Raw genomic sequence first — 23,911 nt, 5'->3', positions numbered from 1 at the left:
CAGTCTTCTCATGTGGCGGATATCAATCCATCGAACCGACAAACGCGGTGCTGCCCAGGTTGATCAGTGCATCACCATCGAGCACGCCGGCGGCACCGTCCGCTGCCCAGGCCATCGCTTGAAGATGGTTCTCATGCCCCGGCGGGAGCCGCCAGTGCAGCTGCCAGTCGATTGATGCATCGTCCGGCAGTTTCGGGAACGTCACCTTCATCGCGCCTTCGTAATGCGCGGGCACTTCCACCTCGGCAACAACTTCCTGGTATGCGCCTTCGATGGTCGCTCCAGACGAAAGCGACACATCCGAAGCTTCCATTGTCACCTCGGAACCGACCGGGAGCTTGCGGCAATGAGCAACAAACCGGAACCGCTGGGGCGTATCGTCCGGATTGTAGAACTTGAGTAGCTCTTCGCCCGTCTCAGAGACGTTCAGATTGTGCCAACCGGCCGCGCCGTTGTAGCGAAGCCAGGTCGCGCTGTTCCAGTTGCTGACGTTGGTCGGGGGATTGTTGGAGAAGAATTCCGTCACCGCACAGGCAATAACGCAAAAGTGCCCTGCCCCCTGTGGCGTGAAGCCAAACGGATCGTTGTTGGCGGACCGGTCGCCAGGTCCAAGCTTCGTATCACCATTGATGTTCACAAGGTCCGAGATCTGCGCCTTGTCGTCATAGGTGTACATCTTTATCCAAGAACTGGGCGGCGGATTGAAGCCATTGTCCGTGTAGAACATGCGGATTTGCGGCTTCTTGATCGGAACCTCGATACCTTTGCTCTGGGCACGCGCATAGGTGTAGTTCTTCAGACCAGGCTCCGGGCCCCATTGGGTCTGGTTCCACAGTTCGATCAGCCGTCTCGGTGTCAGCTGTGAAAGGCCGTTCACAATGACGTCCGGACTTTCGGTCGTGGACCCGTTTTTCGGAATGCTGCCGTCATTGCCGAAATTCGCACGCACCAGCAGTCCATACCAGTTGCGGTAGGCAACTCCTGCGGATTTCCGGCAGTCGCTGATATTGATGCCAAGGCTCGCGTTCATCATGACCGCCAGTTTCTCAACATCCAGCTGAAGGCCGCTCCAGAAATAGTCAGCGTAGAGATTGCCGATGATGGTGGCCAGAAGGTCCAGATTGCCCGGTGGCGGCAGATCGTCCCAGAGATTTTGCATCGCGACCTGGGGCGTCTCCTGTTTTTCGAAGTATTTCAGCCCCTGTTCCCAGTATCTCTGATTTGGGCTGAGTTCGGCCGTAATCGTCGTTTCGTAGTTCATGATTTCCCTCCTGCAGCGATTGTGCTGCGATGCTTGTCTGCCGCGTTTCCGGGCGTGGTCGAACCACGCTTGCGACAGACAAAAAGTGACAAGGGGGAACCCTGAAAGTCCTGAAAGCGACCCTAAAAAAAGCTGAAATTTGGTGATGCTTTGCTGAAATCTGTTTGCTTCAGGACCGGCATCTTGCATGGCCTATTCTGTGTATTTGCGGCTTCCAAACCGAACAGGAATATCCAGTCGACCTCCGCCGGTTCGCGTCTTGCGGGGTTTGTGACCCGGGAACCTGTGGTCCTGCTGTTCTGCCTGGGACCAGATCCAGGCACGGTCAGCATGTGCCCCCCTTTCAAGTCCATCTGCGGTGAACCTGGCAACTCTCGGTGCAGAGACACTCGTTCCGTTTTGCCGCACCAGCGTGCCGCTTCTTGACCCTGCGCTCAGAACGCCGCGCAGAACAGGGCTGTCGTCACCTCTGGCGGTCGCATCGGGGCCATACCGGTTTGCATCGCTGTGGTCTCGAGCCGGCGTGATGGGGCCTGCTGCGGAATAGTCAGACAGCAATCCATTGCTTTGTGTCAGGGCACCAATCACGAGCGGAGACACCCCGCAGGCATACCCGCTGAGAGACCCGGCCCGCCGGACCGGGCAGAGCGAACCGGCAGGATCAACCGCAAGAGGCCCTCCGAGGGCGTCGAATTTCCTGTAACAAGGATTGTTGAAATAGGCCTGCCGGCCTCCTGGCGGAAACCCAGGCAAAGTTCCGTCTCGAACCACCCAGACATCAATGACTTGATCCGTTGCCATCTCTTCAGGAGCAACGCTTATCTTCCAGCTGCCGGATGGGGCCAGCGCCGTTTCGTTGAGGCTTGCGGATGGATTGATGCAGAGCGTTACCAGTCCTCGGCCGGTCGGTGCGGGCATCAGCTTGTAGACCAAGCGGGCGAGTTCATTGCCCTTGTCGTCCACCAGCTTCTGATAGGTTCTTCCGGAAACCGCGACCGGTCCGCTTTGCAGCCCTCCCGGGGTCGTGACGCGAACACTGGCCAGTTTAGGAGCCGGCACCTGTCGACTAAAGGGCATCCAAATTTCTACGTAGCTGGCAGTCCGGTCATCCGGTTGCAGCATGAGATCCAGATGATGGGTCCAGTCCGGTGTGTTTTTCTGAAATTCCATTCGGGCATGCGTTTGCGTCAGATTGGCGTTTCCCGCGGGCAGCACAATCCGGCTGATCTGTTTTGTCGGATCGCCGAAGAACCGTTCAAGCAGCCGGTCGATCATTCCGGTGCCATCATGTGGTCCGGAAAAATTTCCGTAGCTGAAATTGAACACGACCGGGGGACGTTCGCCATTGGGCAAACGGAACCGGGACGCTTGCCGTTGAAGCCGCTTCAGAGCAAGCTTGAGGCTTGGGAAGAGGTTCTGCCCCGAAACATCTTCCGTGACTTGAGACGGCAGGATCGCGCAGATAATCGGCCTGTTTGCGGGCGCTTCCTGCATGGCAAAACCGGTTGCCAGGCCCATTGCATGCGTGCCGTGAGACTTTCGAAGTGCCGCGGTTGAAAACGTCTTGTCGTAGAAATCAATGAGGCCGGCCTCGCGATAGAACTGCTCCTCATCCAGCAATCCGCAGAAAGTACAGGCATTGAGCAGTCTGTTGATCTGCCTCCTGTTCAAGGCACTGCCGACGCTGACCCGCTGCCCGCCGGAACCCGGTTTTGCAGCCAGTATGCTGACGTGTTCGACCCGCGTTGTTGTGTTCGAACTGCGGAAGAGATTGTTTGCAAAGGCAATTCCGTCATCAATCACGGCCGTAATCACCGAGCCGTCTTCTACGTGAATCAGCTCCTCAGGTTCGAGCACGTCCGGCGCGAAAAAATTCAGGTTTTCTTCCGGGACGATCGCTCCCAGGACCATGGAGGCCACGCCGAATTGCGCGCCATCCTGGTTGATCTGGTCAAGAAGAGGTGTGCGTGCGTAGATCGTCACCAGCTGATCGGCAAGAACAGCTGCCTGCTCTGCCGGATCATAGTCATTCGGGATCAACAATGCATCCGCGACTGCGGTATTCGCCAGGTGTTCGAACGTGTCGATACTCGTGTTTCGAAGATCAATCGTCGCCGACCACCAGATCTCGTCAACGGGCGCAGGATAGAAATCTGACCCCATTGAGAGCCTGAAATCGGTCACGTCGTCGGTTACGTTCTTGTAGGGCACTTCCACCCAGTGAAGGGTCATGGCTGTCTCCTTTGGATGTAGCTCAGAAATCGCTGACTTACCGTCAGCGTTTCAGGTCACGCCATTCGGAAACTGCCTTCTCCCAAAGCCAGGCGAGCGGTGGTGATTGGTCCTCTGAAGGTGGCACTTCTATGCGCTCGGTCGTTGCCCACGGGTCAGACACGGGACCTGCAATCCTGGTTTGCCTGTCGTCTCGGGCGTCATAGAGCAGGTGCCAGTCAAAATCTGCCTCGGCGTCATAGTTCGGACCGACGAAAGTTGCGCTCGTCTGAAGCCCATATGTGTCATCACAATGCTGGTGCAGGAACTCTGCGAGGGTCAGGCCCAAACTGGCGCCGGCGGCACTGTCGATCGGAAAATGAACCCCGGCAACGGTTCGGTTGATGGCAACTCTGGAGGCCAGGCGCATCACCATTTCACCCCAGACACCATCCTGCTGATATTGTGGTGTGCCGGAAGCTCTCAGAACCTTCCATAAAACACGGGCCAGCATGAAGGCCTCGGTCGCGTGTCCGCTCGGCAGGGTCGCGTGGTCCGGCGTTGGGATCATCGGTTGAACCTGCGGCGAGAACTCGATCGGGCGCTTGACGGCGAGTGCATATTTCACCCGCATCACGCTGAAATTTGCAAATCGTTGGGCGACCTGAAGCAGTTCCCAGGTGAAGGGTGTTCGCGCCGGATCCATATAGGCGACCGACGCCAGGAAAGGTGTCGGTGACGCCAGTTGTGTGAGAATTTCGGCCGCTCTGTCCTGGCGCAGATCGCCATAGGACATGAGGTAGGACAATTGCTGTTTCAACTGGTCCGTTGTCGGTGCAGTTGCTTCAAAAAGAGGCTTCGCCGTGATCGCTGGCGGACTGCCTTCGCACACATTCAATTGCCACAGGCTTGCCGTCGGGTTGGGTTCGTCTGTTGCGGTGAAGCCAACCCGTGTCGCCAGTTCAAACATGAAGAGGCTGCCCCGGACAGACGGAGAAAGCCGCTTCAGGTTCTGAGGATCGTTGGGAACGCCTGGCACCACATGCGGATCGAAAGCCAGCGGGGCACCGACGATCCCATCCCGATTGGTCATGAGCGCTTCGGCGGCAATCGGGCTTTCCGCAAGGGGATAGTTCCCAAATCCCGCAAAGCCTGCAAAACCTGCAAACCCCGCAAAACCCGCGAAGCCGGCAAAACCCGCTTCTGGAGATCCGCTTTGTGTTGGTCGCATTTTCAGTTCCTCCCCCAGTTTTGATCGTGCAATTACTCCGGTACGCCTGCGTCACGAAGCGAGCGCGCAATTTCCTGACCAATGCTGTAGCGCGCACTTGGCGAGTTTTTCAGCCAGTCGCGCACTCGAAAACCCGGCTGCAGTTTCAGGAGCTCTCCTACTGTTTCCTGCGCCTTCCGGATCTGATCCAGTCGCATGTGGGCAACAACTTTCACCCGGAGCGTTGAGGTATGCGCCCGATTGAGACGTAGCGATGCATTGGCCAGATCAAGCGCCCGTTCGTGGTTCTCGGCGGCAAGGTTTGCCCCTGCTGCAAGTGACAGAAAAAAGAACCTGTGCGGGTCGATCGGCGACAGGTGCAAGGCGCGCTCGGCATCGCGCTTCGCTTTTTCCCCAAGGCCCTGAAAGGCGTATAACGTTCCCCGCAAAAGGCGGCCGTTCGCATCATTCGGGTTGAATTCGAGCGCTGTATTGTAGCGGTCTTCCGCTTCGTCCAGGCGGTGAAGCAGATTGGTGAGGACCAAGCCTTCATTTGTCAGCGCAAGGGTGTTCTCCGGATCGATCAGAAGCGCACGCTCACAAAGATCCAGAGCCCGCTTCCCCTCGTGATGCGGCGTGTCCGACCATCCCTGTTGAACACGCAACACATGCCAACGCGCCATCCAGGACAAAGGTAGAGGCTGGTTTGGGGCTCGCTCAATCAGTTCTCCCAACAAATCACCGGCCATTTCAAAATCAGTCGGCAGCAGCCGATGCATGAGACCTACCGCGCCGCTGAGCAGCGAGTAACTTTGCAACGTGCGTAGTGGTGTGGTTCGCGCGCGGCGGATTTCTCTGATTGAAATCGTTTTTGTAACTTGCAGCGCGATTTCGTTGGCCAGATCGATATCCTGAAGCAACGCGGAAAGGCTAGTTTCCGATCGATTTGACCAAAGCACCTTGCCTGATCTGACTTCAGAAAATTCAAACACGAGCAATACGTCGTCACCCTTCTCCAGATAGGATCCGGACAGGACGAAATCGGCGCCAAGTGTTTCCCCGATTACCGATAGATCTGCATTTCGTTGTCTGAAAACGCCGGTCGACAAACGTGATGTCACATTCACTTCGTTGGAACGGGACAGACATGAAATGATATCGTCCGCGACGATTTCTCCCAGGACCGGGTTCACAGGTGGCTGGTTCCGAATGCTGAACGGAACAACGGCAATCGTGGGAAGCAAATCATCCTCTGACAACTGAGGTATCTCGGAATATGAAGCCCCCGGTGTCGCTCTCTTCATGGCCCGGAACACGCGGATCCAGCCGCCGGTGTTCCCATCCAGTTTGTCTCCAAGGTCCTCAAAATCGAAGCTCGGATCGGCATTTGAGACGTCACGAACGCCGATTGAAACGGCGATCTGCCCGGCCTCGGCGGAGTTGCAAAGCTGTAGGGCTTGCGTTCCGTTGACATAATCCGGTTCATGCCTTGTCCCGCCGGTAAGGAGACCGAGATCAACTCCGACACGGTACAGGGGTGGAACACCTGCAAACCGGCTTTCCGGCTCTCCGCTGACGCTCAGTGCGAACTTCAGGGCATCAGATACATTTGCGAATTCCAGGAAAGTTGCCTGCGAGGTTGCCGCGACAATTCTGCCTTCCGGAAAAGGACCCAGGTCATGTGTCAGTTCTTTTCTGAACTGGTGACCGGCTTGCTCCGTATGCCCCCCCCGGATGCCAGTCCCTTGCGCCAACTGAATGCAAACGTAGGCGCTTCTGCTCACCTCGAGTACCGCTGTAGCGGGCTTTTGACAGAGCGGCGCCTTCAGCACAAATCCGATCTTGGGAACGGTTTGCAGGACAACGCGCTTCGTGTCGCCTATTGTCCGTCTGATGTCCGCAATGCACTGTGTAAGGCTGTCATCCGTGACGTTCACATGTGGCCAGACTTCCTCTATCAATCGGCTCTTGGGAACAACAGAACCCCGATTTTCTGCCAGAATTCGCAGCACTAGGGCTGACTGTGGACGCAGAGAAACTTCTTGGCCACGACTGTCAAACAGCCTGCTTTGGTCTAGGTGAAAATAAAGGTCGCCCAATTGAATGCAGTCAAAACAATGGGCCTCACTTATCACATACGCCTCCCATCCCTGGCCTGAAGCGACACGATCGGAAACACCACACTCACCACCATAGGCAGAGTTTTCCATATTTACAATTCAATATAATTAGTTAGAGAGTTCCTTGCGTACACTCAGCAACCTGATTTTAGTATTTGTGACTCGCCAGCTTCTTTATCAAAACAACCAATTCGGAAAACCACCGGAATAGCGACTTTTTCTCGCGTTTCATGTGCAGGTCGGGCGGTCTGCCTCGATCACAATTCATAAAATCTAGATAGGTAGGTTTAACAAGAACCAATGATTGTTGAACACTGCGGCGCAACACGTTTTTCTGCATGGTCAGTCATGAATTCTGCTTTTTTAGAACTTCATGTCGTAGCTTGTCGGCCCCTCCGGATAATTCGTCATGCCAAGCCACTCTGACGGATAACCAATGGGAACGGCTGGTGTGTTTTGCGGCCTGTTGACCGACCCGTTTATGTAACCGTCGGAATATTTGGCGATCAGACGGTCTGCCAGTTGCCACCATGCGTGGACGACGCCATTAGCGTAATCCGTTGCCACATCGGTCAACCAGGCGGGATCGGCCCCTTGAGCCTGCTCGTCCCAGGTCAAGAGCGCCTGTTCGCCCTGACACTCCAGCTCGGCCTGGAGAGGACGTATATCCGACCCACACATGCGCTGAAAGTTGAGGCGCGACCAGTTGCCGACAAAATCGAATGCCCACCATGCACTGTTCCGGCTGAAGACTTGCGGATCCCCGGACTGGTAGAGCTGCGGAAGGTCGAGCATCCTGGCCGGAAATGGCGCAAAGCAGGTTGTATAGGCCACATCAGGCCCAAACCAGCAGATGCCCTTTGTCAGCTCAGGTGCATCCGGGCGGATTTCGCAAACCGTCAGGTATCCCTGGTAGAATACGGAAATCGATCGCTCCCAGGCGCCATAAAGTTTTTCGTGCGAAACGTTGTTCTGGGCACCGTCATATGGGCCGATGAACCGGTGCGGGTCGCCATAGGGACCGGCTGCAACGCCCTTGGTCAGGTCGAATTCCGTACCTTCGTAATGATCGCGATAAAGATCGAATATCTCACGCCGTTCGAGCGGATGTTGTGGCGGTGCGGAAAAGGGATAGTCCTTGGTATATCCACCACCATTCACCCAGGGGCTAAGACCAAGATCCGGATTGGCCCGGTCGAACACCCGCCAGACGCGCCTCAGGGAATAATAGGGATGTGAATATTCCCCGTCGCTGACTGTTGGCAGCCAGTCGATCGGACCATCAGAGGGTTTCCACCAGCCAGCTTTTTCTGCCCCCGGCTCCAGCAACGGTGACCAGAGCTGGTCCGGATTTCCCTTTTCCAATGTGCGGATCCGGAACTCATTGGCAGCGACGAACAGATGACCATCCAGAACACGCTGTGCCGCCCAGGCCGAATGATAGGTCTCGTCCGGCAACGCGCACATTTCAAAGACCCAGGCTTCGTCCTCATCGCCCACCAGCAGAGTCTCCCCGGTCGAGAAGTAGCCATATTCGTCAAGCAGGCGGCCCATGAGCTCAACGGCTTCCCGGGCCCTGGTGCAGCGCTCCAGCGCGATGCGGGACAACTCCGCACTGTAAAAAAGGCGGCATTGTTTGCCGGACGCTTTTGCTGCGTCCTGAGACACAAAATCCGGCTGGTACTTCGCACCGTTGGTGCATTCGCCAAACATCAGATTGTGTTCGTTCATGATGCCGTAGCTGCCGTCGAAATAGGCAAAGGTCTCAGGCACCTGAGGGATATGCCCGATGGCCGGTGTGTCTGGATAGCCCTCCAGCTCGTAGTTCGGTCCGCGCTGGCTGCTGACGAGACGCGGATAGGCATCATTGGTGCCGGCAACAAGCGCGCGTGCCGCCCCCGCGGCGTGAGATTGCGCCGGCACAAAGATCATGCGCTGGTCCGACAGTTCATTGTCGTCGGAATGGGTTACCCGCATGGCGCCATCGGCGCAGGCACCCTTGGTGATAATCATCGTTGTACACATTGAACTGCCCCTTCCCGGCTCAGCGCGAATACCAGACGCCGATCTGCGACCCGATATTGGTGACGTAGCCGCCGGCCCCTGCACTGCTGGTGGCCGTATCCGGACGCTGCGGATAGTGCATGCCATCCGCATTCATGAAGACGAGCTGCCTGTCCGGAAGGTTCTCATAGATGATGACAAAGGAAGAGCCGCCATAGTTGAACATGCCCATTTCCTGGCCCTTGTTGACAGTGGCGCCGGCCGTCATCTGACTGTTGAAGGTGATGGTCGACACTTCGCTCATGCCAAGCGGTATGCAGCAGACACGGCCATAGTCCGGCGTTTCAAACACGATCAGACCGCGCGCGTTGACTTCGGTCAGATATGGCAGAGAAGCCGTCGTTGCCCCTCCAAAGTCGGGCAGAACCAGTTTATTGAAATAGGCGCCCGGAATGCAGAGCGGATCGAACAGGACCGTGCCGTTGACCGGAACCCACCACCGGTGAAAATTATAGGGATTGAGATACGTCTGAAAAACATATCCGCCGTCAAACATGTCGACGAGATTATGCTGGTCGATCACCGCCTGCTGGGCAGGATCTGTGGAACTCAGGATGTCCCGCAGCGAATAGTTCATGTCCTTGAACCAGAAGGTATTGTCCGCTGCGACATTCCAGTCCCAGCGGAACAGGGATCCGTCGTTCGGGCAGTTGACGATCTGGTTGGATGCCTTGCCTGCGATGGGGCGCGAAACCGCAGGATCCTTGAACTGGCGGGTGAAAAAGGAATTCCAGGAAGACCAGTATGGCAGCGTCGGGCTGTCTTTCTGCCACAGATCGAACTGATAGGACGCCTTGGCCTTCGGCGATAGCCACTGTTCTCCCTCGACCGCGAACCCCTGTGCTGAGGCAGCCGTTCCGAGGAACTGGTGCCATTTGTTCAAAACGGCCGCCATCTTTTCATTGAATTGCGGCAAGCCCAGCAACTGGGAACCCGACAGGGTCGGGTCAATGCCGACCGTGAAACCGGAAAACGGCAGGCCAACAAGGTCATCGTTGATGTAGTGCGGCCACCAGGTCAGCAGGAAATTGCAGACATAGGCAAAATACTGTGCATCCGGAATGGCAGGGATCGGCACACCGTCGGTGTCCAGATCCGGGGTGTTGCGCATAGTCGTATTCTGGCGGCAGGCCGATGCCATCAGATAGGCAACGATCGGGTCACCTGTCAAAAAGTCCAGAAGGTCCTGGACAGTCGGGTCCAGCGCGACGTCCAGTTCGGCAACCGCTTGCGCAACTTCATCATGAAACTGCGCCCAGCTCTCGCTCCCGGGTTCCGGCAACCAGCCTGTGCGGTAGCTGCTGGGGTAAGGACGATGTGATGACTGGCCGTAGATATTCTGCACTGGCTTATCCCCCCGTTAGCGCAAGGGTGCCAATCACAGGCAAACCCAACCTTCCCCAACAAAAGGCGCAACCTAGGAGAGCGCGAATTTCGATATCGCGCAACCAAAAGTTTTCAGGAGTGCTTCAGCATGTCGATAGTCCACCATCGGTCAACGAATTGGTTTGTGAATGGCAGGAGAGCCTCTTCCACTGCGGCAGATGATCAAACACCCCCCTTTCTCGCCAGCTGCCGCAAGACGAGACTGCCAAAAGCGTCTTGAGTATCTACAGCCCCCCTGAACCTTTGAATGCCGTTGAAAAGATGATGCTTTTCCTGCAACCCTTGAATTCTCGATCCTGATCCCGAGCGCAGCAAAATGACAAACTTGTCAATCACCGCACATCAAGTCGATTTCAGTCTCAGGTATGAGTGCTACTTTGCCATAGACCTTGATATCGCGGATGTTTCCGAAAAATACGGTATGACCCTGTCTTGCGAGGACGTGGACGGACCAACTGAAAAAATTGTCGGCTGCCAGGGCCTGATGAAGCCTCAAAATATTTCCCTGCTGTTCTTTCAGTTTGCGCGTTCGTGCGGAACACGCGAACCTGGCGTTGGAATTAGCATTCCGTTCGGCGTCGAAAATCTGGAATCCGTGATCAGAAGTCTTTGCGAGAAGCTAAGGGATGACTTCAGTTTGGGTTTCGAGGCGTTTTCATTTTCTCAGGACATCAATCAGAACTACCTCGTGGAGCCGCCGTTCTAACTTTTTGCGACCTGGCCGACCAGGATGTGCCGTTGACGGTCGTCTGATTGACGCAAGGAATTTCAGGGAAAAACAAGTTCAAACAGAGCTGTTCATTTATCGGTGACGGCCTTGTACATTGTTCCAGTCACAAAGATAGAGTCAGTTCGAACACCTTATTTCATCCCTTCCTGCAAACATCTGTTTTCTACGTTCTCGTTTTTCTTGCTGTCACTCATTGGCTCGAACGTGATTGAGCACTCTCCGAAAATATCAGCCAGAATTTCAAACAGTTTGTAGACGTCGAGCGTGAACAGCATTCGCGAGGAATGTTACCTGACGACTATGCGGCGCAAGACTGCTCCATGCCGCCGTACTTCGAGCGCTACTTGGAAAGGGTTGTATTGCTGACGCCATACTCGCGGCATAGCTCGGCAGCCGAATGCGCGCCTGATGTTCCTTAAAATGCCAATTACCTGTTCCTCAGACTCACTGGATCGCTTCATTTTCTGTGTCCGCCAATTGGAAACAGACTAAGCTCAAAACGCGAGCTTTTCAGGGGATCAGGTCAGGCCAATTCAAGTGACAGGCTTAGTTATTCCGTTTGCATCGCTCGGATCAAAGCCATTTTGAGCATGCCCTCGGTATCTCAATTACGACCTCTTCAAACCACTTCGATTAAACTAAATCCAACGCCAGCAACACCCGCCGCTGCCATCGCATTCTTGAAGTCCTCAGAAACAAAAACCGAGCTATTTGGGACACGACTATCTATCCAAATGTGCTTGCCTGCTGTTTGATGCAGATTCACTACATATCTGCGACCTTCAACAAAGCTCCATTTGCCGATCCGCTCGTTATACGAGTGCGTCGTGTTCTCTTTGTCCATTCCATCCAAACGGTTGCAGATGTTGAACCAGAAGTAGCTCGCCGCATGAGTGTCGTTGTTCCAGATCACTTCCCCAGACTGAAACTGGTGGACACCAGGTTCCAAAGCTTCAATAACGTCGCGCAATTTTCCGCTTACAAGGAAATGGTCCGCCGTCTTCAACAGGTCCGCCAGCTTCCTCTTGCCACCTCCCCAGCGAACCTTTTTGGGCAGCCCGGACATGTCAACAGGAACCCCCTGGTATGCCGCGCTTTGCTGCAACAAAGTCCCATCATCTAGGAGGGCAGCTTTGGCAACGGGATTGAATTCAATCCCTATCGGAAAGGCAGTATTGAAGTCGCCGTCGAGAGTCTGGTTTTCAAACCCGTAGTTCCCGGACTTCTCGTCTTCACTCCGGTCTGCGTAAATCGTGTATACTGACATATGTCTCATCCAATCAGATCGGCCCTCTTCCGATGCGGGCAAAACGAGCATAAAGCCTGCTACGGCCCCATAAACGAGCGCCAGGGTCTTCCTCTCGAAAATTCGTTGATCGTCTCTCAATCTGGAAGCCTGTAGCTACTGGCTGAGCTGCGTTTACCAGTTGTTTCGTCACCGAAGCTGTTCCGGCAAACCGGCTCTTCGGGCCTTCACGAGCTGAGAATGTCCTCCTCGCGACTGTTGGGCGGGCTTTCAATGCTCCCGAAGGCTGTGCCGTCGTTCGGCGAGATCGCTTTCGTAGAGCGACAGGACGTCGGCCCTGCGGCAGAGTTCGGTGCCGGAGGTCAGGGCAGCTGCTGCACCGGCAGCGACGCCCAGGCGGAACGCCTCGTCTATCTCGCGCCCCGCGGAAAGAGCCCAGATCATCGCGCCGACAAAGCTGTCGCCGGCGCCGACGGCTGATTTCGCGGCGACATGAAGAGCGGGCACACGCAGGATCCGCTTTGCACTGACCAACAAGGCGCCCTTCGTGCCGAGGGTGACGGCAACGTTTTCGGCCGCCCCTCGTTCCACGAGATCGCTGGCAAATTCGCGTGCACCCTGCTCGTCCAGCGACCTGCCGGAAAGCGTCTCCAGTTCGCCGATGCTGGGCTTGACCAGAAAGACACCGCCCCGATCCAATGCGGCCTTGAGTGCCATGCCGGAGGTGTCGACAACGAACCGGACGCCCTTGCCCTCCAGCGCATCCATCATGTCGGCATAGGTGCTGTCAGGCGCCCCGCGCGGAAGCGAACCGCTTGCCACCACATAGTCGGCATCCGTCTGCGCAACATACGATAGCAGCGGTGCCAGTTCCTCCGCGCTGACTTCCGGTCCTTCCGGCACGAAGCGGTATTCGACGCCGGAACTTTCCTCATGGACCGCAAAAGCCAGCCGCACGGGGTGCTGCATCGGAAAGGCGTGCAGGTCGATCTGTGTGCGTTTCAAAAACTCATCCAGCAGAACGCCGGTTTCGCCGCCTGAGAAATAGGCAATTTCCGGTTTTCCGCCAAGCTCGGCCACAACGCGTGCAACATTGACTCCGCCGCCGCCGGGGTCCTGACGCTGGTTGGATGTGCGCGTCTTGTGCATCGACTTGACCCGCTCCGCATCACAGGAAACGTCAATCGTCGGGTTCAGGGCAATGCATAAAATACCAGACATACCGTTCAGCCTTGTCGCTAGCGATCAATCGAAAGAGTGATGTTGCAACCTGCCAATCGAAAGCCAGACCAATACGTCACTCCTCCGCCGACAAAGGAACGTTTGGCCAGCAGTCTCATTGTCTTAAATCAATTGAATTCGATTCTTTACCATCCACGCCTGCAAGCGAATGGTTGTAGGCAGTCGTTTCATAGGCAATGCCAAGGCTCGAAACGACCTTGGCGCGTTGCTCCCTAATCCATGGGAGGCAGACACATTCTGGGAGGTGGCTGGTCGTAAATCCTTTCTGACGGGATTTCGATGATGATTTCACCGTGCTGGCTCTCGGGAATGTCCATGTCTGTGTAGAAGAGCCGGTCGGCAGTGTTGCCACCCAGTTCGCTGCCGAGCCAGCTGCCAAGGCCGCCACCGACAACCCCGCAGGCCAAAAGTCCCCAACCGGCAGTTGTCACACCGAAGATGATGCAGGCGCCGGCCCCGATAGCGGCGCCAATGCCTCCGCCTGCAAGCGCGCCAAGTTCCTCACTGATGACCCTTGGAAGCTCGTGTTCATCGGCATTCCAGATGCGGGCAATGGAGACCGATACACCGATGACCAGAAGAACCCGCCCGCCATGTTTCAGATAGGCGGCGCCCTTCATCGCCGTGTTGACCTTTGGATTGGATTTCGATGCACTTCTCAGGATCCTGGAATCGACATCCTGTTCGGGTATCCCCTGTCTAAGGTAATGGTTTACCTGACTGTCATAACCTCTTTTGCCAAAACCATATTTTCGCCAATCGCGGATAATATAGAGCGGCCTTGTAGCCGGTGTTGCCATGGCTCGGAGGCGCCGGGCAATCCTGAGGCGTTCCTCAACAACCCATCGCGCGATCTGATGATCCGATTGTCCTTGCCTGGCGCGATCGGCGATCCCTTTTGCGAGGTTTTTCAACTCGATGTGATAATGGTCTCTCAGGATGGGCGCTTCGATACCGACCCGGGTCATGCCGCGGCCTGTCCCGGCCATGCCGCCACCAATTTGACTGAGAAAGTCCGTGGCCTCCCCGGCCGTATCGGCCGGCACCTGCAGCCTGTAGCGGCACTCGTCGACCTCGGTCCGCGTGGAGTAAGGCATGGAATCCGCGCGGCAGATGAGACCGTCTTCCGCCTGGCACTGTTCACTCATCCTCGCCTCCACCACTCGTCAGGCCAAATCCCGTCAGATCCCTTGTGGGCCCCCTGCCCGCACCCGGGATCGGAAACAGGCGCAGCCAACCTCGCTGCCGGTAGCGGAAAGGTACGCGCCCGACAAAACGGGAGGCAACCGGTATTTCCGGCCGGACGGCCTTCAGCGCATCGATTGCCCCAAGACCACCGTCAAGAAACGGGCCGAGCAGGAAGAATTCCGTTCGGGTGAGAACAATATGAAAGTCTTCGTCGCCATGAGCGACCGGGTCGGCCATCCGGCAGTCATAGACCTGCTCGACGTCTCTTGCAGGCAGAACGGCCTTGCCCCCCCGCACCTGCAGCACAAGGCTGTCCTTTTCGAAACGGGCATGATCGCTGACTGGCATCGGTCTTGAGGTAACCTCGATCGGGCTCGAACACTGAACAGGTAACTGAGACCGTAGTGCATTCCGGCCAGACGCAAAAGACAGCCGGTTTCAAATCCGAAGGCGAACCCAAGGTTGACCTTTGCCTCAGGTCTTTCTCCCCTTGCTGCGCAGCCGCTTGAAACCCATGGACAGGTGGGCGCGCCGGATAAGCGCAGCGGCTTCCAGGTCCTGCATCGCAACGGCGTCTGATATCTCTTCGATTTCATCGCAGAAAATGCCGATTTCCTGTTGAAGTTCCGCGTCCGGGATCAAGGTCAGCCAGATGCGGCAGGTCTGGTAGAACAGCTTTTCAGAAAGGTCTCGAAGCGGCCGATTTGCGCTCAGCTGCTGGAACGCGTGAAAGAAGTCGATATTCAGCCGGGCAAAGTCCTGCAAATCCGGTGTTTGCCGCAACGCCGCCGCCCGTTGCCGCATGCGCCCAAAAAGAGAAAGCAGCGTCTCGTCGACCCTGGCAGGCAAAAGCTTGCCGGTCAGTTCATTGAACTCCATGCGAAGCTGATAGACTTCTTCAAGCTCGTTCAGATCGGCATCCGTGACCAGGGTTCCGACGCCCTGTTGAGACAGCAACAATCCATCCGCTTCCAGGATTTGCAGAGCCTTGCGCAAGGGAGAGCGGCTGATGCCGAATTCAGCGGCCAGGGTTTCTTCGCTGAGCTGCGTGCCCGGCGGATAGACCAGCATGCTGATCCTGTCTCGCAGCACCGAAAACAGGATCTTGAAGCGCTCCTGGGCGTTGGCAGCTTGCTCAAGGCGCACAGCAACTTCAGCGGAGGTCTCGCCACTATTCAGAGGGTTCATGCGGGCTGCTCCAGTGTCCGCTCCAGTCCGGTCAGCATGGCAAGACATTTCTCGAGCTGGTCAACGGCAACATATTCGTCCGGCTGATGGGCCTGGGCAATCGATCCCGGACCGCATACGACTACCGACATGCCAAGAGACTGGAACAACCCTGCTTCGGTGCCAAAAGCCACAACGTCGCATAGATTGGCGCCCGTGAGCGCCGTGACGATGTCACGGGCTTCATTGTCCGTTGTCACCGCGAGACCAGCTACCTCACCGATCACTTCCGTGACGATTTCCGCTTCAGGATAAACGGACCGCATGTCCGGCAGAAGCACTTCCCGGCAATAGGTTTCCAGAGCTGCCTTGACCTTTTGAGCGTCAGCGTTCCTAACCGGGCGCATTTCCCATTCCACCGAACAGGTTCTGGCGATCACGTTTCGTGCTGACCCGCCTTCAATCCGCCCGGTCTGGAGGGTGGTCCAGGGCGGTGTGAAACGCGCGCTGTCGGTGTCAGTATCGCGTTTCAGCTCTTCCGCGACTTCCAGCATGCGGTTGATGAAACGGGCTGCAACATGGATCGCGTTGACACCCTTGTCCGGTTCCGAACCGTGGCCATCGGTTCCGTGAAAGGACGTGGTGTATTCGTAACACCCCTTGTGTCCTTCGATCACCCGCATCTCCGTCGGTTCCCCGATGATTGCAACGGATGGCCGAAGCGCGGCCTCTCTGAGGTCCTCGACAAGGTGCCTGGCGCCGAAACAGCCGACTTCCTCGTCATAGGTAAAGGCGAAATGCACCGGGCGTTTGAGATCGAGCGCCGCATAGTCCGGCGCTTTCGCCAGCGCCGCCGCGATGAACCCCTTCATGTCGCAGGTCCCCCGGCCATAGAGGCGGCCATCAGAGCGGCGCATGACGAACGGGTCGCTGGTCCACTCACCTGCATCAACCGGAACAACGTCGGTGTGACCGGACAGGACAATGCCGCCGGAGGCTTCGGGCCCGAGCGTTGCGAAGAGGTTTGCCTTGCATCCCGTCGGATCCCGGGAAACCGTGACCCTGGCTCCGCAATCTTCCAGACGTTTCGCGGCAAAGTCGATCAGGTCCAGATTGCTGTCGGCGGAGATGGTTGGAAAACCGATCAGGCGCTCGAGGATCGATTGGGTTTCGTCCAGCAGATGCAGCGGTCCCATGACGGCCTCAGGATTTAACGTGCAGGCCGCGCGGCCGGTTGCAGAGACACTCAGCTGCGCCACTCTCCCGAATGACGATGCTTTCGGTAATTTCAAGGCCCCAACCATCCATCCAGAGACCCGGCATGAAATGGAACGTCATTCCGGGTTGCAAAACCGTTGTATCCTCGTCCCGGATAGAGATCGTACGTTCGCCCCAGTCGGGTGGATAAGACAGGCCGATCGGGTAGCCGGCGCGCGCCCCCCGTTCAATACCGGCAGCCGTCAGCGGCGCAGCCAGGGCTCTGGCTATGTCACCCGCCATGTTGCCGGCCCGCGCTGCCTCCAATCCGGCTTCGAGGCCTTCAAGCAGGGCTTTTTCTGCATCAAGCAGATATTGGGGTGGTTTTCCAAGATAGACGGTGCGGCACAAAGGGGCATGGTAGCGCCGGTAACAGCCTGAGATTTCGAAGAAGGTTTCCTCACCCTCGCGCAGTTCCCGACCGTCCCAGGTGAGATGCGGCGCCGAAGCATCGGCACCACTCGGGAGCAGCGGCACGATCGCCGGATAGTCGCCCCAGGCACCGTCGACGCCGCGAATGGCATCGCCATAAATATCCGCCACGAGATCTGCTTTCTTCAGGCCGGGCGTTGCGCGCTCGAATATTCCATCCATGATCTTTTCTGATATCCGCGCCGCCTTGCGCATGAAGGCAAGCTCCTCGTCGGATTTCACGGCGCGTTGCCAGTTGACAAGGCCGCTTGCGTCAACGAAGCGCGCATTTGGCAGAGCCTCCGTCAGCGTGAGGTAGGCCTTTGCGGAGAAATAGTAGTTTTCCAGTTCCACGCCGATCCGGCTGGCAGCATATCCTTTGCTCTCCAGCAGCCCGGCGAGGTCCTGCATCGGGTGCCGTTCCGTCGACTGGATGTAATGGTCCGCATAGGAGGCAACCCTTTCATCTGCCATCCAGACCGTGCGGCGGGCCCCGTTTGCGTCCTGCATGCGCCCCCACCAGACCGGCTCCTCATCCAGAAATACGACCACGCCCTGGTGAACATAGAAGGACCAGCCGTCATAACCGGTGACCCATGCCATGTTGGAAGGATCCTCCAGAAAGAGGACATCGATGCCGCGCGCCGTCATCTCTTCGCGAACAAGGGCAATCCGGCGTTCATATTCGGCACGGGTAAAAGGCAGATCCAGTCCAGGCATGTTCCCTCCGGCAAGCTATTTGTGTACAACTTGTCACTTATCCCCGCTCCTTCGCAACAACTTTCTTATTTATTGACGCGATTTGCTGTTCTCATTAGTTTATTTGTACACAACTATGCAGCTCGCTGACACTGCCGCTTGCCGGAGTGGGATCGTGACGAAGGGATCGACATGAAGCTAACGCTCGCGGACATCATGCGTGCCAAAACCGCACTTGTCGGCAAGGTGACAAGAACACCTCTCCTTCCTTCCCGCCATCTTGAAAGAACACTCGGGATCCCGTTTTTCCTGAAGATGGAAAGCATGCAACCCACCGGAGCCTTCAAGCTGCGCGGCGCGTCCAATGCGACGGCCAATCTGCCGGCGGGCACACACACGGTCACCTGTTGTTCAACGGGCAATCACGGGCGCGGTGTAGCCTACGCCGCCCGCCAAAGTGGCTTGAAGGCAATCGTCTGCATGTCGTCCCTGGTGCCCCGGACAAAGGTTGAGGGCATCAAGGCGCTCGGCGCGGAGGCCCGGATCGTCGGCCACAGTCAGGACGATGCTTTGCAGGAATGCCAGGCCCTGGCACAAGATGACGGCGTTGTCGAAATATCCCCTTTTGACGATCCCCACGTGATTTCCGGTCAGGGAACGATCGGCCTGGAAATTCTGGAAGATCTGCCCGATCTGAAGACGTTGCTGGTTCCTCTTTCAGGCGGCGGGTTGGCCGCGGGTGTCGCGCTCGCCGCCAAGAGCATCAATCCGTCCATCCACATTGTCGGTCTGACAATGGACCGCGGCGCAGCCATGAAGGCGTCAATCGACGCCGGCAGGCCCATTGAAGTAAAGGAAGTCCCAAGCCTTGCGGACAGCCTTGGCGGTGGCATCGGGCTTAACAACCGATTGTCCTTTCAGATGTGCCGGGACTTGCTCGATGAAATCGTTCTGGTGTCTGAAGAAGAAATCTACCGGGCGATGCAGGTTCTCTATTACAAGGACAGCCACGTTGCAGAAGGTGCCTGTGTGGTCGGCATTGCAGCCTGCCTTGCCGGCAAGCTTGCGGAGTTCCAGGGCCCGGTCGCCACGATCATCACAGGCCGCAACGTCGATATGGAGCAATTCACCAAGGTCATTACCGGCCAGGACATCCAGCTTGGCGATTTTCAACTGAAGGGAACCCCCTATGGCACATGAGATCAAACTCGTTACCGAGGCGGAACTGCGCCGGGTTGTTCCCCTAGACCTGGACGCGATTGACTGTGTCGAACAGGCCTTTGAAAAACTGGCTTCCGGTCAGGTCGTCATGCCGCCGGTTCTGTCGATGGCGCTGCCTGACATCAATGCCGAAGTCGACGCAAAAACGGCCTATGTGCCGGGTCTGGACGGATTCGCGTTCAAGGTCTCCACCGGGTTTTTCAACAACCCTGCCCTCGGTCTGCCCAGCCTCAACGGACTGATGGTGCTCCTTTCGGCCAAGACCGGCCTTGTGGACGCGGTGTTCCTCGACAATGGCTATCTCACGGATGTGCGCACAGCAGCGGCTGGCGCCGTCGCGGCCCGTCACCTGGCGCCTGTCAATGTCTCGACGATCGGGGTGCTGGGCACCGGTCTGCAGGCCAGGCTGCAACTGATTGCAGCTTCAAAGGTACGTCCTGCGCAAAACGCACTGATCTGGGGCCGGGACAGCGAAAAGGCCGAACGGCTTGCCAAGGAAATGAACACTTTTCTCGGGATTGACGTCAAGGCCTCTTCCGATCCGTCGGATCTGGTCGCACAAAGTCAGCTCGTCATTACAACGACCCCTGCCCGGGAGCCTGTCCTCAGCGCAGACTGGCTCCACAAGGGGCTGCACATCACGGCCATGGGGTCGGACCAGGAAGACAAGAACGAACTCGACCCTGCTATTCTGTCCAGAGCGGACACGCTTGTCTGCGATCGGATCAGCCAATGTGAAAAACTGGGCGAGCTGCGCCGCGCACTTGAAACCGGGCACCTGCCCGGCACCAAAGGCGTCCTGGAGCTCGGCACCATCGTTGCCGGGTCCGCAAACGGGCGTCGGAACGATGACGACATCACGGTTTGTGATCTGACAGGCACCGGTGTTCAGGATACGGCCATTGCCACACTTGCCCTTGGCAAGGTCAATCGGGCTCATGCCGGAACAACTGTCACCGCCTGACAAAGAAGGTCTTGATGCTCAAGCTCGACAAACGCGATCTCGATATTCTGAAAGTGCTTGCCTCGGAGGGCCGCATCTCGAAGGCAGACCTTGCCAAACGGATCAACCTGAGCCCGAGCCCGTGCTGGAAGCGCCTGGAGCGCCTGGAACGCGCCGGGATCATTGAAGGCTATGCGGCTGTCCTGTCACTGAAGAAGCTTGCCCCTCACGTGACTGTCTTTGTGACGCTGGAGCTCGAACACCACCGAAACGCTTTTTTCCAGAAGTTCGAGCGCGTCATCGGCGACCGGGACGAAGTCGTGTCCTGCTGGGCCCTTGGCGGGGGACTGGATTATCTGTTGCAAATCGTCACCAGGGATATCGACAGCTATCAGCGTTTCATGGATGAGCTGCTCGACCGGGAACTCGGCATCGTCCGCTACTTCACTTATGTGGTGACCAAGCCGGTCAAACAGGCAGCGAGCCCGCCGCTGGACCAGCTTCTTCAAGGTTTCATGGGAACGGAACCGGAGGAAGACCCGCCCGAGAAAGAATGAAACTCGAAGGATATGCCACTTCTTTGCACGTTTCGTTCCTTCTGCAGACCTTAGGCTGAGCCCATCACGCAGAAGGGCCTCGCCATGCACCATTCGACACTTGCAGAGACACTGCTCGGGGGTGATCTCCACCAGCAGATTGCAAACAAACACCTGATCCGGCATTTCGGTTATATCGGCGGCCGATGGGAGAATGCCGAGGATGGAGCGACTTTCTCCGTCACTGACCCGGCTGATGGCACTCCACTCGGCGATGTTGCCCGGCTTGGCGCTCGACAAGCTGCGGCATCGGTTGATGTCGCAGACAAGGCCTTCCGGGATTGGGCGTCCTTGCTGCCCCAGGACCGGGCGACACATCTCAAGGCCTGGCACGCGCTCATTCTGGACAACAGGGAAGACCTGGCGCTGATCATGACGCGCGAACAGGGCAAGCCGATATCGGAAGCCCGAGGCGAGATCGACTACGCTGCGTCCTTCATCGAGTTCTACGCCGAAGAAGCCAAGCGGCCGAATATCGAAAGCATAACCTCCCATCTGCCGGACGCTGAAATGGAAGTCTGGCGCGAACCTCTGGGCATTGCCGCCTTGATCACGCCCTGGAACTTTCCGGCAGCCATGATCACCCGGAAAGCAGCGGCCGCACTTGCCGCCGGCTGTACGGTGCTGGTGCATCCTTCCGAAGAAACGCCGTTTTCCGCACTTGCGCTCGCGGAACTGGCCGATCAGGCCGGCCTGCCGCCCGGCGTCTTCAATGTATTGCCCGGCAAAGCACCGGAGATCGTCACGCCCTGGATGGAAGACCCCCGCGTAAGAGCCGTGTCCTTTACCGGATCGACCGAGATTGGCCGCCTGCTCTACGCACAAAGCGCGGCAACCGTGAAACGACTGGTGTTGGAACTGGGGGGGCATGCACCGTTCGTCGTCTTCGCCGATGCGGATCTCGACCATGCGGTCGACCAAGCCATTGCGGCCAAGTTCGCGACTTCCGGCCAGGATTGCCTTGGCGCCAACCGGTTCCTTGTCGAACGCCCGATCTATGCAGCCTTTTGCGACGCCTTCGCAAGGAAAACGTCAGAGCTCACCGTCGGTCCGGGACTTTCTGATCCAGATATTGGCCCCTTGATGCATGAACGCGCTGTGGCCAAACAGGAAAACCAGGTCAGGGATGCGCTGAGCCGGGGCGCCAGACTGCTGACTGGCGGAGAGCGACACCCGGCCGGGGCGCTTTGTTTTGAGCCGACAGTTCTGTGTGATGTCCCGCCCGACGCCCTGGTTTTCCGCGAAGAAACCTTTGGCCCCGTCGCTGCCATCGCCGCATTCGACGCGGAAAAAGAGGTCATCGATCGCGCCAATGACAGCGAATACGGATTGATCGCCTATTTGCATACGCAGGATCCGCGGCGGATCTACCGCGCCAGCCGCGCCCTTCAATACGGCATGGTGGCCGTCAACCGCACCAAGGTCACCGGCTATCCGATCCCCTTTGGTGGTTTCAAACAATCCGGCCTCGGCCGCGAGGGCAGCCGATACGGGCTTGAAGCTTTCACCGACATCAAATTCATCTGCAGGGACTGGCGTTAAGCCCCTCGCCTTTCAAAAGGAACGACAATGCTTAGAAACGATCAACTCGACGCCTGGGATCGCGACAATTTCTTTCATCCCTCGACCCATCTTGCCCAGCATGCGCGCGGTGACAGCCCCAGCAGGATTGTCACCGGCGGCAATGGCGTTTTCATCGAGGACCGGAACGGGACCCGCCTTCTGGACGCCTTTGCCGGCCTATATTGTGTGAATGTCGGCTACGGCCGCCAGGAGATCGCCGACGCCATAGCCGAGCAGGCCCGGGACCTTGCCTACTATCACGCCTATGTCGGTCACGGCACCGAGGCCTCGATCACGCTCGCAAAGATGATACTGGACCGGGCACCTGATCACATGTCCAAGGTCTATTTCGGGCTAGGCGGTTCCGATGCCAACGAGACCAACATCAAGCTGGTCTGGTACTACAACAACATCCTGGGCCGGCCGGAAAAGAAGAAGATCATCTCCCGCTGGCGCGGCTATCACGGGTCAGGGCTGATGACAGGCTCGCTCACCGGCCTGGAGCTGTTTCACAAGAAATTCGATCTGCCGCTCCAAAGCGTTCTGCATACCGTGGCGCCGGACTATTTCCGCCGGGAAGATCTGTCCATGACGGAAGCGGATTTTGTCGCCCATTGTGCGGCTGAACTGGAGGCGCTCATCGCCCGTGAAGGTGCCGACACGATTGCGGCCTTCATCGGCGAACCCATCCTGGGAACGGGCGGCATCGTGCCGCCGCCACAAGGCTATTGGCAGGCGATCCAGCCAATCCTCAAGAAACATGACATTCTGCTGATTGCCGATGAAGTCGTGACCGGTTTCGGCCGTCTCGGGACCATGTTCGGTTCAGCTCACTATGGCCTTGAACCGGATTTCATCACCATTGCCAAGGGCCTGACATCCGCATATGCACCGCTCTCCGGCTCCATCGTCTCCGACAAAGTCTGGACGGTTCTGGAAAACGGCACCGATGAAAACGGGCCGATCGGACACGGCTGGACCTATTCCGCCCATCCGATCGGTGCGGCCGCAGGCGTTGCCAACCTGAAACTGATCGATCAACTGGATCTCGTCACACATGCCGGTAAGGCAGGCGCCTACTTTAAGGCAGCACTGGTTGACGGACTTGGAGACCATCCGAAAGTGGGTGATATCCGCTGTGACGGTCTGCTCTGCGCGATTGAATTTGTCGCGGACAGAGGCAGCCGCACCTTCCTGGATCCGGCAGCAAAGGCTGGCCCGCAGATCGCCGGCGCCCTGTTGCAGGAAAAAGTGATCGGCAGGGCCATGCCACAAGGCGACATTCTCGGATTCGCACCGCCGCTCTGTATTACAGAAAGCGAAATCGACGAAGTCGTGTCGGCAACGGTCAAGGCGGTCAGGTCAGTATTCTGATCCGAAAAAACGTTGTGACAAA

Annotated in this window: 19 protein-coding genes; 6 read left to right on the top strand and 13 right to left on the bottom strand. The window is 57.3% G+C overall.

The annotated features are described in order from the left end of the window. Positions 1 to 22 precede the first annotated feature (22 nt). The 6 genes from ACO6TG_RS00145 to ACO6TG_RS00120 form a co-directional block, all read right to left on the bottom strand. On the bottom strand, positions 23 to 1,261 hold the full coding sequence (locus tag ACO6TG_RS00145) for a hypothetical protein (protein WP_422376341.1): 1,239 nt from the start codon (positions 1,259 to 1,261) through the stop codon (positions 23 to 25). A 192-nt stretch (positions 1,262 to 1,453) separates the two neighbouring features. Next, complete coding sequence (locus ACO6TG_RS00140; protein ID WP_422376340.1) at positions 1,454 to 3,493, bottom strand: hypothetical protein; 2,040 nt, start codon at positions 3,491 to 3,493, stop codon at positions 1,454 to 1,456. Positions 3,494 to 3,536: 43 nt separating this feature from the next. Next, positions 3,537 to 4,703, bottom strand: coding sequence for a phosphatase PAP2 family protein (locus tag ACO6TG_RS00135; RefSeq protein WP_422376339.1), 1,167 nt, complete (start codon positions 4,701 to 4,703; stop codon positions 3,537 to 3,539). A gap of 32 nt (positions 4,704 to 4,735) precedes the next feature. Then, positions 4,736 to 6,892 (bottom strand): winged helix-turn-helix domain-containing tetratricopeptide repeat protein, encoded by a 2,157-nt coding sequence (locus tag ACO6TG_RS00130; protein ID WP_422376338.1) that lies wholly within the window; start codon positions 6,890 to 6,892, stop codon positions 4,736 to 4,738. 273 nt (positions 6,893 to 7,165) lie between these two features. Continuing rightward, positions 7,166 to 8,827 carry a dipeptidase gene (locus ACO6TG_RS00125; protein ID WP_422376337.1) on the bottom strand — a complete coding sequence of 554 codons (1,662 nt, stop codon included), beginning with the start codon at positions 8,825 to 8,827 and terminating at the stop codon, positions 7,166 to 7,168. A 19-nt stretch (positions 8,828 to 8,846) separates the two neighbouring features. Further along, on the bottom strand, positions 8,847 to 10,211 hold the full coding sequence (locus ACO6TG_RS00120) for a phophatidylserine decarboxylase associated domain-containing protein (RefSeq protein ID WP_422376336.1): 1,365 nt from the start codon (positions 10,209 to 10,211) through the stop codon (positions 8,847 to 8,849). Between the two features lie 357 nt (positions 10,212 to 10,568). Here ACO6TG_RS00120 and ACO6TG_RS00115 point away from each other — a divergent pair, with 357 nt between their 5' ends. Next, on the top strand, positions 10,569 to 10,958 hold the full coding sequence (locus ACO6TG_RS00115; RefSeq protein ID WP_422376335.1) for a hypothetical protein: 390 nt from the start codon (positions 10,569 to 10,571) through the stop codon (positions 10,956 to 10,958). 643 nt (positions 10,959 to 11,601) lie between these two features. Here the strand turns inward: ACO6TG_RS00115 and ACO6TG_RS00110 are convergent. The 7 genes from ACO6TG_RS00110 to doeA all read right to left on the bottom strand — a co-directional run bounded on the left by ACO6TG_RS00110 (position 11,602) and on the right by doeA (position 18,213). Beyond that, positions 11,602 to 12,249, bottom strand: coding sequence for an imm11 family protein (locus ACO6TG_RS00110; RefSeq protein ID WP_422376334.1), 648 nt, complete (start codon positions 12,247 to 12,249; stop codon positions 11,602 to 11,604). Positions 12,250 to 12,498: 249 nt separating this feature from the next. Then, complete coding sequence (locus ACO6TG_RS00105) at positions 12,499 to 13,449, bottom strand: 1-phosphofructokinase family hexose kinase (RefSeq protein ID WP_422376333.1); 951 nt, start codon at positions 13,447 to 13,449, stop codon at positions 12,499 to 12,501. 233 nt (positions 13,450 to 13,682) lie between these two features. Beyond that, a complete protein-coding gene (locus ACO6TG_RS00100) occupies positions 13,683 to 14,618 on the bottom strand; it encodes a hypothetical protein (RefSeq protein ID WP_422376332.1) in 936 nt (311 codons plus the stop codon). Next, a complete protein-coding gene (locus tag ACO6TG_RS00095; RefSeq protein WP_422376331.1) occupies positions 14,611 to 15,006 on the bottom strand; it encodes a hypothetical protein in 396 nt (131 codons plus the stop codon). Before ACO6TG_RS00095 ends, ACO6TG_RS00100 begins: the two co-directional genes overlap by 8 nt. A 126-nt stretch (positions 15,007 to 15,132) precedes the next feature. Then, positions 15,133 to 15,846, bottom strand: a complete 714-nt coding sequence (locus tag ACO6TG_RS00090) for a GntR family transcriptional regulator (RefSeq protein ID WP_422376330.1) — start codon at positions 15,844 to 15,846, stop codon at positions 15,133 to 15,135. Next, positions 15,843 to 17,021 carry an acetylornithine deacetylase gene (argE, locus tag ACO6TG_RS00085; protein ID WP_422376329.1) on the bottom strand — a complete coding sequence of 393 codons (1,179 nt, stop codon included), beginning with the start codon at positions 17,019 to 17,021 and terminating at the stop codon, positions 15,843 to 15,845. Before argE ends, ACO6TG_RS00090 begins: the two co-directional genes overlap by 4 nt. Positions 17,022 to 17,028: 7 nt before the next feature. Beyond that, entirely contained in the window at positions 17,029 to 18,213 is a 1,185-nt protein-coding gene (gene doeA / locus ACO6TG_RS00080; protein WP_422376328.1) for an ectoine hydrolase DoeA, read from the bottom strand. 171 nt (positions 18,214 to 18,384) lie between these two features. On the opposite strand from doeA, the gene eutB reads away from it, so the two are divergent. From eutB to ACO6TG_RS00055, 5 genes are all read left to right on the top strand, one after another. Continuing rightward, positions 18,385 to 19,392, top strand: a complete 1,008-nt coding sequence (gene eutB, locus ACO6TG_RS00075) for a hydroxyectoine utilization dehydratase EutB (protein WP_422376327.1) — start codon at positions 18,385 to 18,387, stop codon at positions 19,390 to 19,392. Continuing rightward, positions 19,382 to 20,377 (top strand): cyclodeaminase, encoded by a 996-nt coding sequence (locus ACO6TG_RS00070; RefSeq protein WP_422376326.1) that lies wholly within the window; start codon positions 19,382 to 19,384, stop codon positions 20,375 to 20,377. The genes eutB and ACO6TG_RS00070 overlap by 11 nt, the downstream gene beginning before the upstream one ends. A 14-nt stretch (positions 20,378 to 20,391) precedes the next feature. Next, positions 20,392 to 20,913 (top strand): Lrp/AsnC family transcriptional regulator, encoded by a 522-nt coding sequence (locus tag ACO6TG_RS00065; protein WP_422376325.1) that lies wholly within the window; start codon positions 20,392 to 20,394, stop codon positions 20,911 to 20,913. A gap of 84 nt (positions 20,914 to 20,997) precedes the next feature. Next, entirely contained in the window at positions 20,998 to 22,494 is a 1,497-nt protein-coding gene (locus tag ACO6TG_RS00060; RefSeq protein ID WP_422376324.1) for an NAD-dependent succinate-semialdehyde dehydrogenase, read from the top strand. Between the two features lie 27 nt (positions 22,495 to 22,521). Next, on the top strand, positions 22,522 to 23,889 hold the full coding sequence (locus ACO6TG_RS00055; RefSeq protein ID WP_422376323.1) for an aspartate aminotransferase family protein: 1,368 nt from the start codon (positions 22,522 to 22,524) through the stop codon (positions 23,887 to 23,889). Positions 23,890 to 23,911: the final 22 nt, after the last annotated feature.

Source organism: Roseibium sp. (assembly GCF_965233565.1).
GTDB lineage: Bacteria > Pseudomonadota > Alphaproteobacteria > Rhizobiales > Stappiaceae > Roseibium.
Note: the sequence above shows the minus strand (reverse complement) of the source record. Positions and strands in the feature narration are given on the sequence as shown.

Bases quoted from the DNA above. Each gene is read 5' to 3' on its own strand.
- ACO6TG_RS00125 (WP_422376337.1), bottom strand. From the start codon at position 8,827: ATGTGTACAACGATGATTATCACCAAGGGTGCCTGCGCCGATGGCGCC.
- ACO6TG_RS00055 (WP_422376323.1), top strand. From the start codon at position 22,522: ATGCTTAGAAACGATCAACTCGACGCCTGGGATCGCGACAATTTCTTT.
- ACO6TG_RS00100 (WP_422376332.1), bottom strand. From the start codon at position 14,618: ATGAGTGAACAGTGCCAGGCGGAAGACGGTCTCATCTGCCGCGCGGAT.
- doeA (WP_422376328.1), bottom strand. From the start codon at position 18,213: ATGCCTGGACTGGATCTGCCTTTTACCCGTGCCGAATATGAACGCCGG.
- argE (WP_422376329.1), bottom strand. From the start codon at position 17,021: ATGGGACCGCTGCATCTGCTGGACGAAACCCAATCGATCCTCGAGCGC.
- ACO6TG_RS00060 (WP_422376324.1), top strand. From the start codon at position 20,998: ATGCACCATTCGACACTTGCAGAGACACTGCTCGGGGGTGATCTCCAC.
- ACO6TG_RS00130 (WP_422376338.1), bottom strand. From the start codon at position 6,892: ATGGAAAACTCTGCCTATGGTGGTGAGTGTGGTGTTTCCGATCGTGTC.
- ACO6TG_RS00145 (WP_422376341.1), bottom strand. From the start codon at position 1,261: ATGAACTACGAAACGACGATTACGGCCGAACTCAGCCCAAATCAGAGA.
- ACO6TG_RS00105 (WP_422376333.1), bottom strand. From the start codon at position 13,449: ATGTCTGGTATTTTATGCATTGCCCTGAACCCGACGATTGACGTTTCC.
- ACO6TG_RS00090 (WP_422376330.1), bottom strand. From the start codon at position 15,846: ATGAACCCTCTGAATAGTGGCGAGACCTCCGCTGAAGTTGCTGTGCGC.
- eutB (WP_422376327.1), top strand. From the start codon at position 18,385: ATGAAGCTAACGCTCGCGGACATCATGCGTGCCAAAACCGCACTTGTC.
- ACO6TG_RS00110 (WP_422376334.1), bottom strand. From the start codon at position 12,249: ATGTCAGTATACACGATTTACGCAGACCGGAGTGAAGACGAGAAGTCC.
- ACO6TG_RS00095 (WP_422376331.1), bottom strand. From the start codon at position 15,006: ATGCCAGTCAGCGATCATGCCCGTTTCGAAAAGGACAGCCTTGTGCTG.
- ACO6TG_RS00135 (WP_422376339.1), bottom strand. From the start codon at position 4,703: ATGCGACCAACACAAAGCGGATCTCCAGAAGCGGGTTTTGCCGGCTTC.
- ACO6TG_RS00070 (WP_422376326.1), top strand. From the start codon at position 19,382: ATGGCACATGAGATCAAACTCGTTACCGAGGCGGAACTGCGCCGGGTT.
- ACO6TG_RS00140 (WP_422376340.1), bottom strand. From the start codon at position 3,493: ATGACCCTTCACTGGGTGGAAGTGCCCTACAAGAACGTAACCGACGAC.
- ACO6TG_RS00115 (WP_422376335.1), top strand. From the start codon at position 10,569: ATGACAAACTTGTCAATCACCGCACATCAAGTCGATTTCAGTCTCAGG.
- ACO6TG_RS00065 (WP_422376325.1), top strand. From the start codon at position 20,392: ATGCTCAAGCTCGACAAACGCGATCTCGATATTCTGAAAGTGCTTGCC.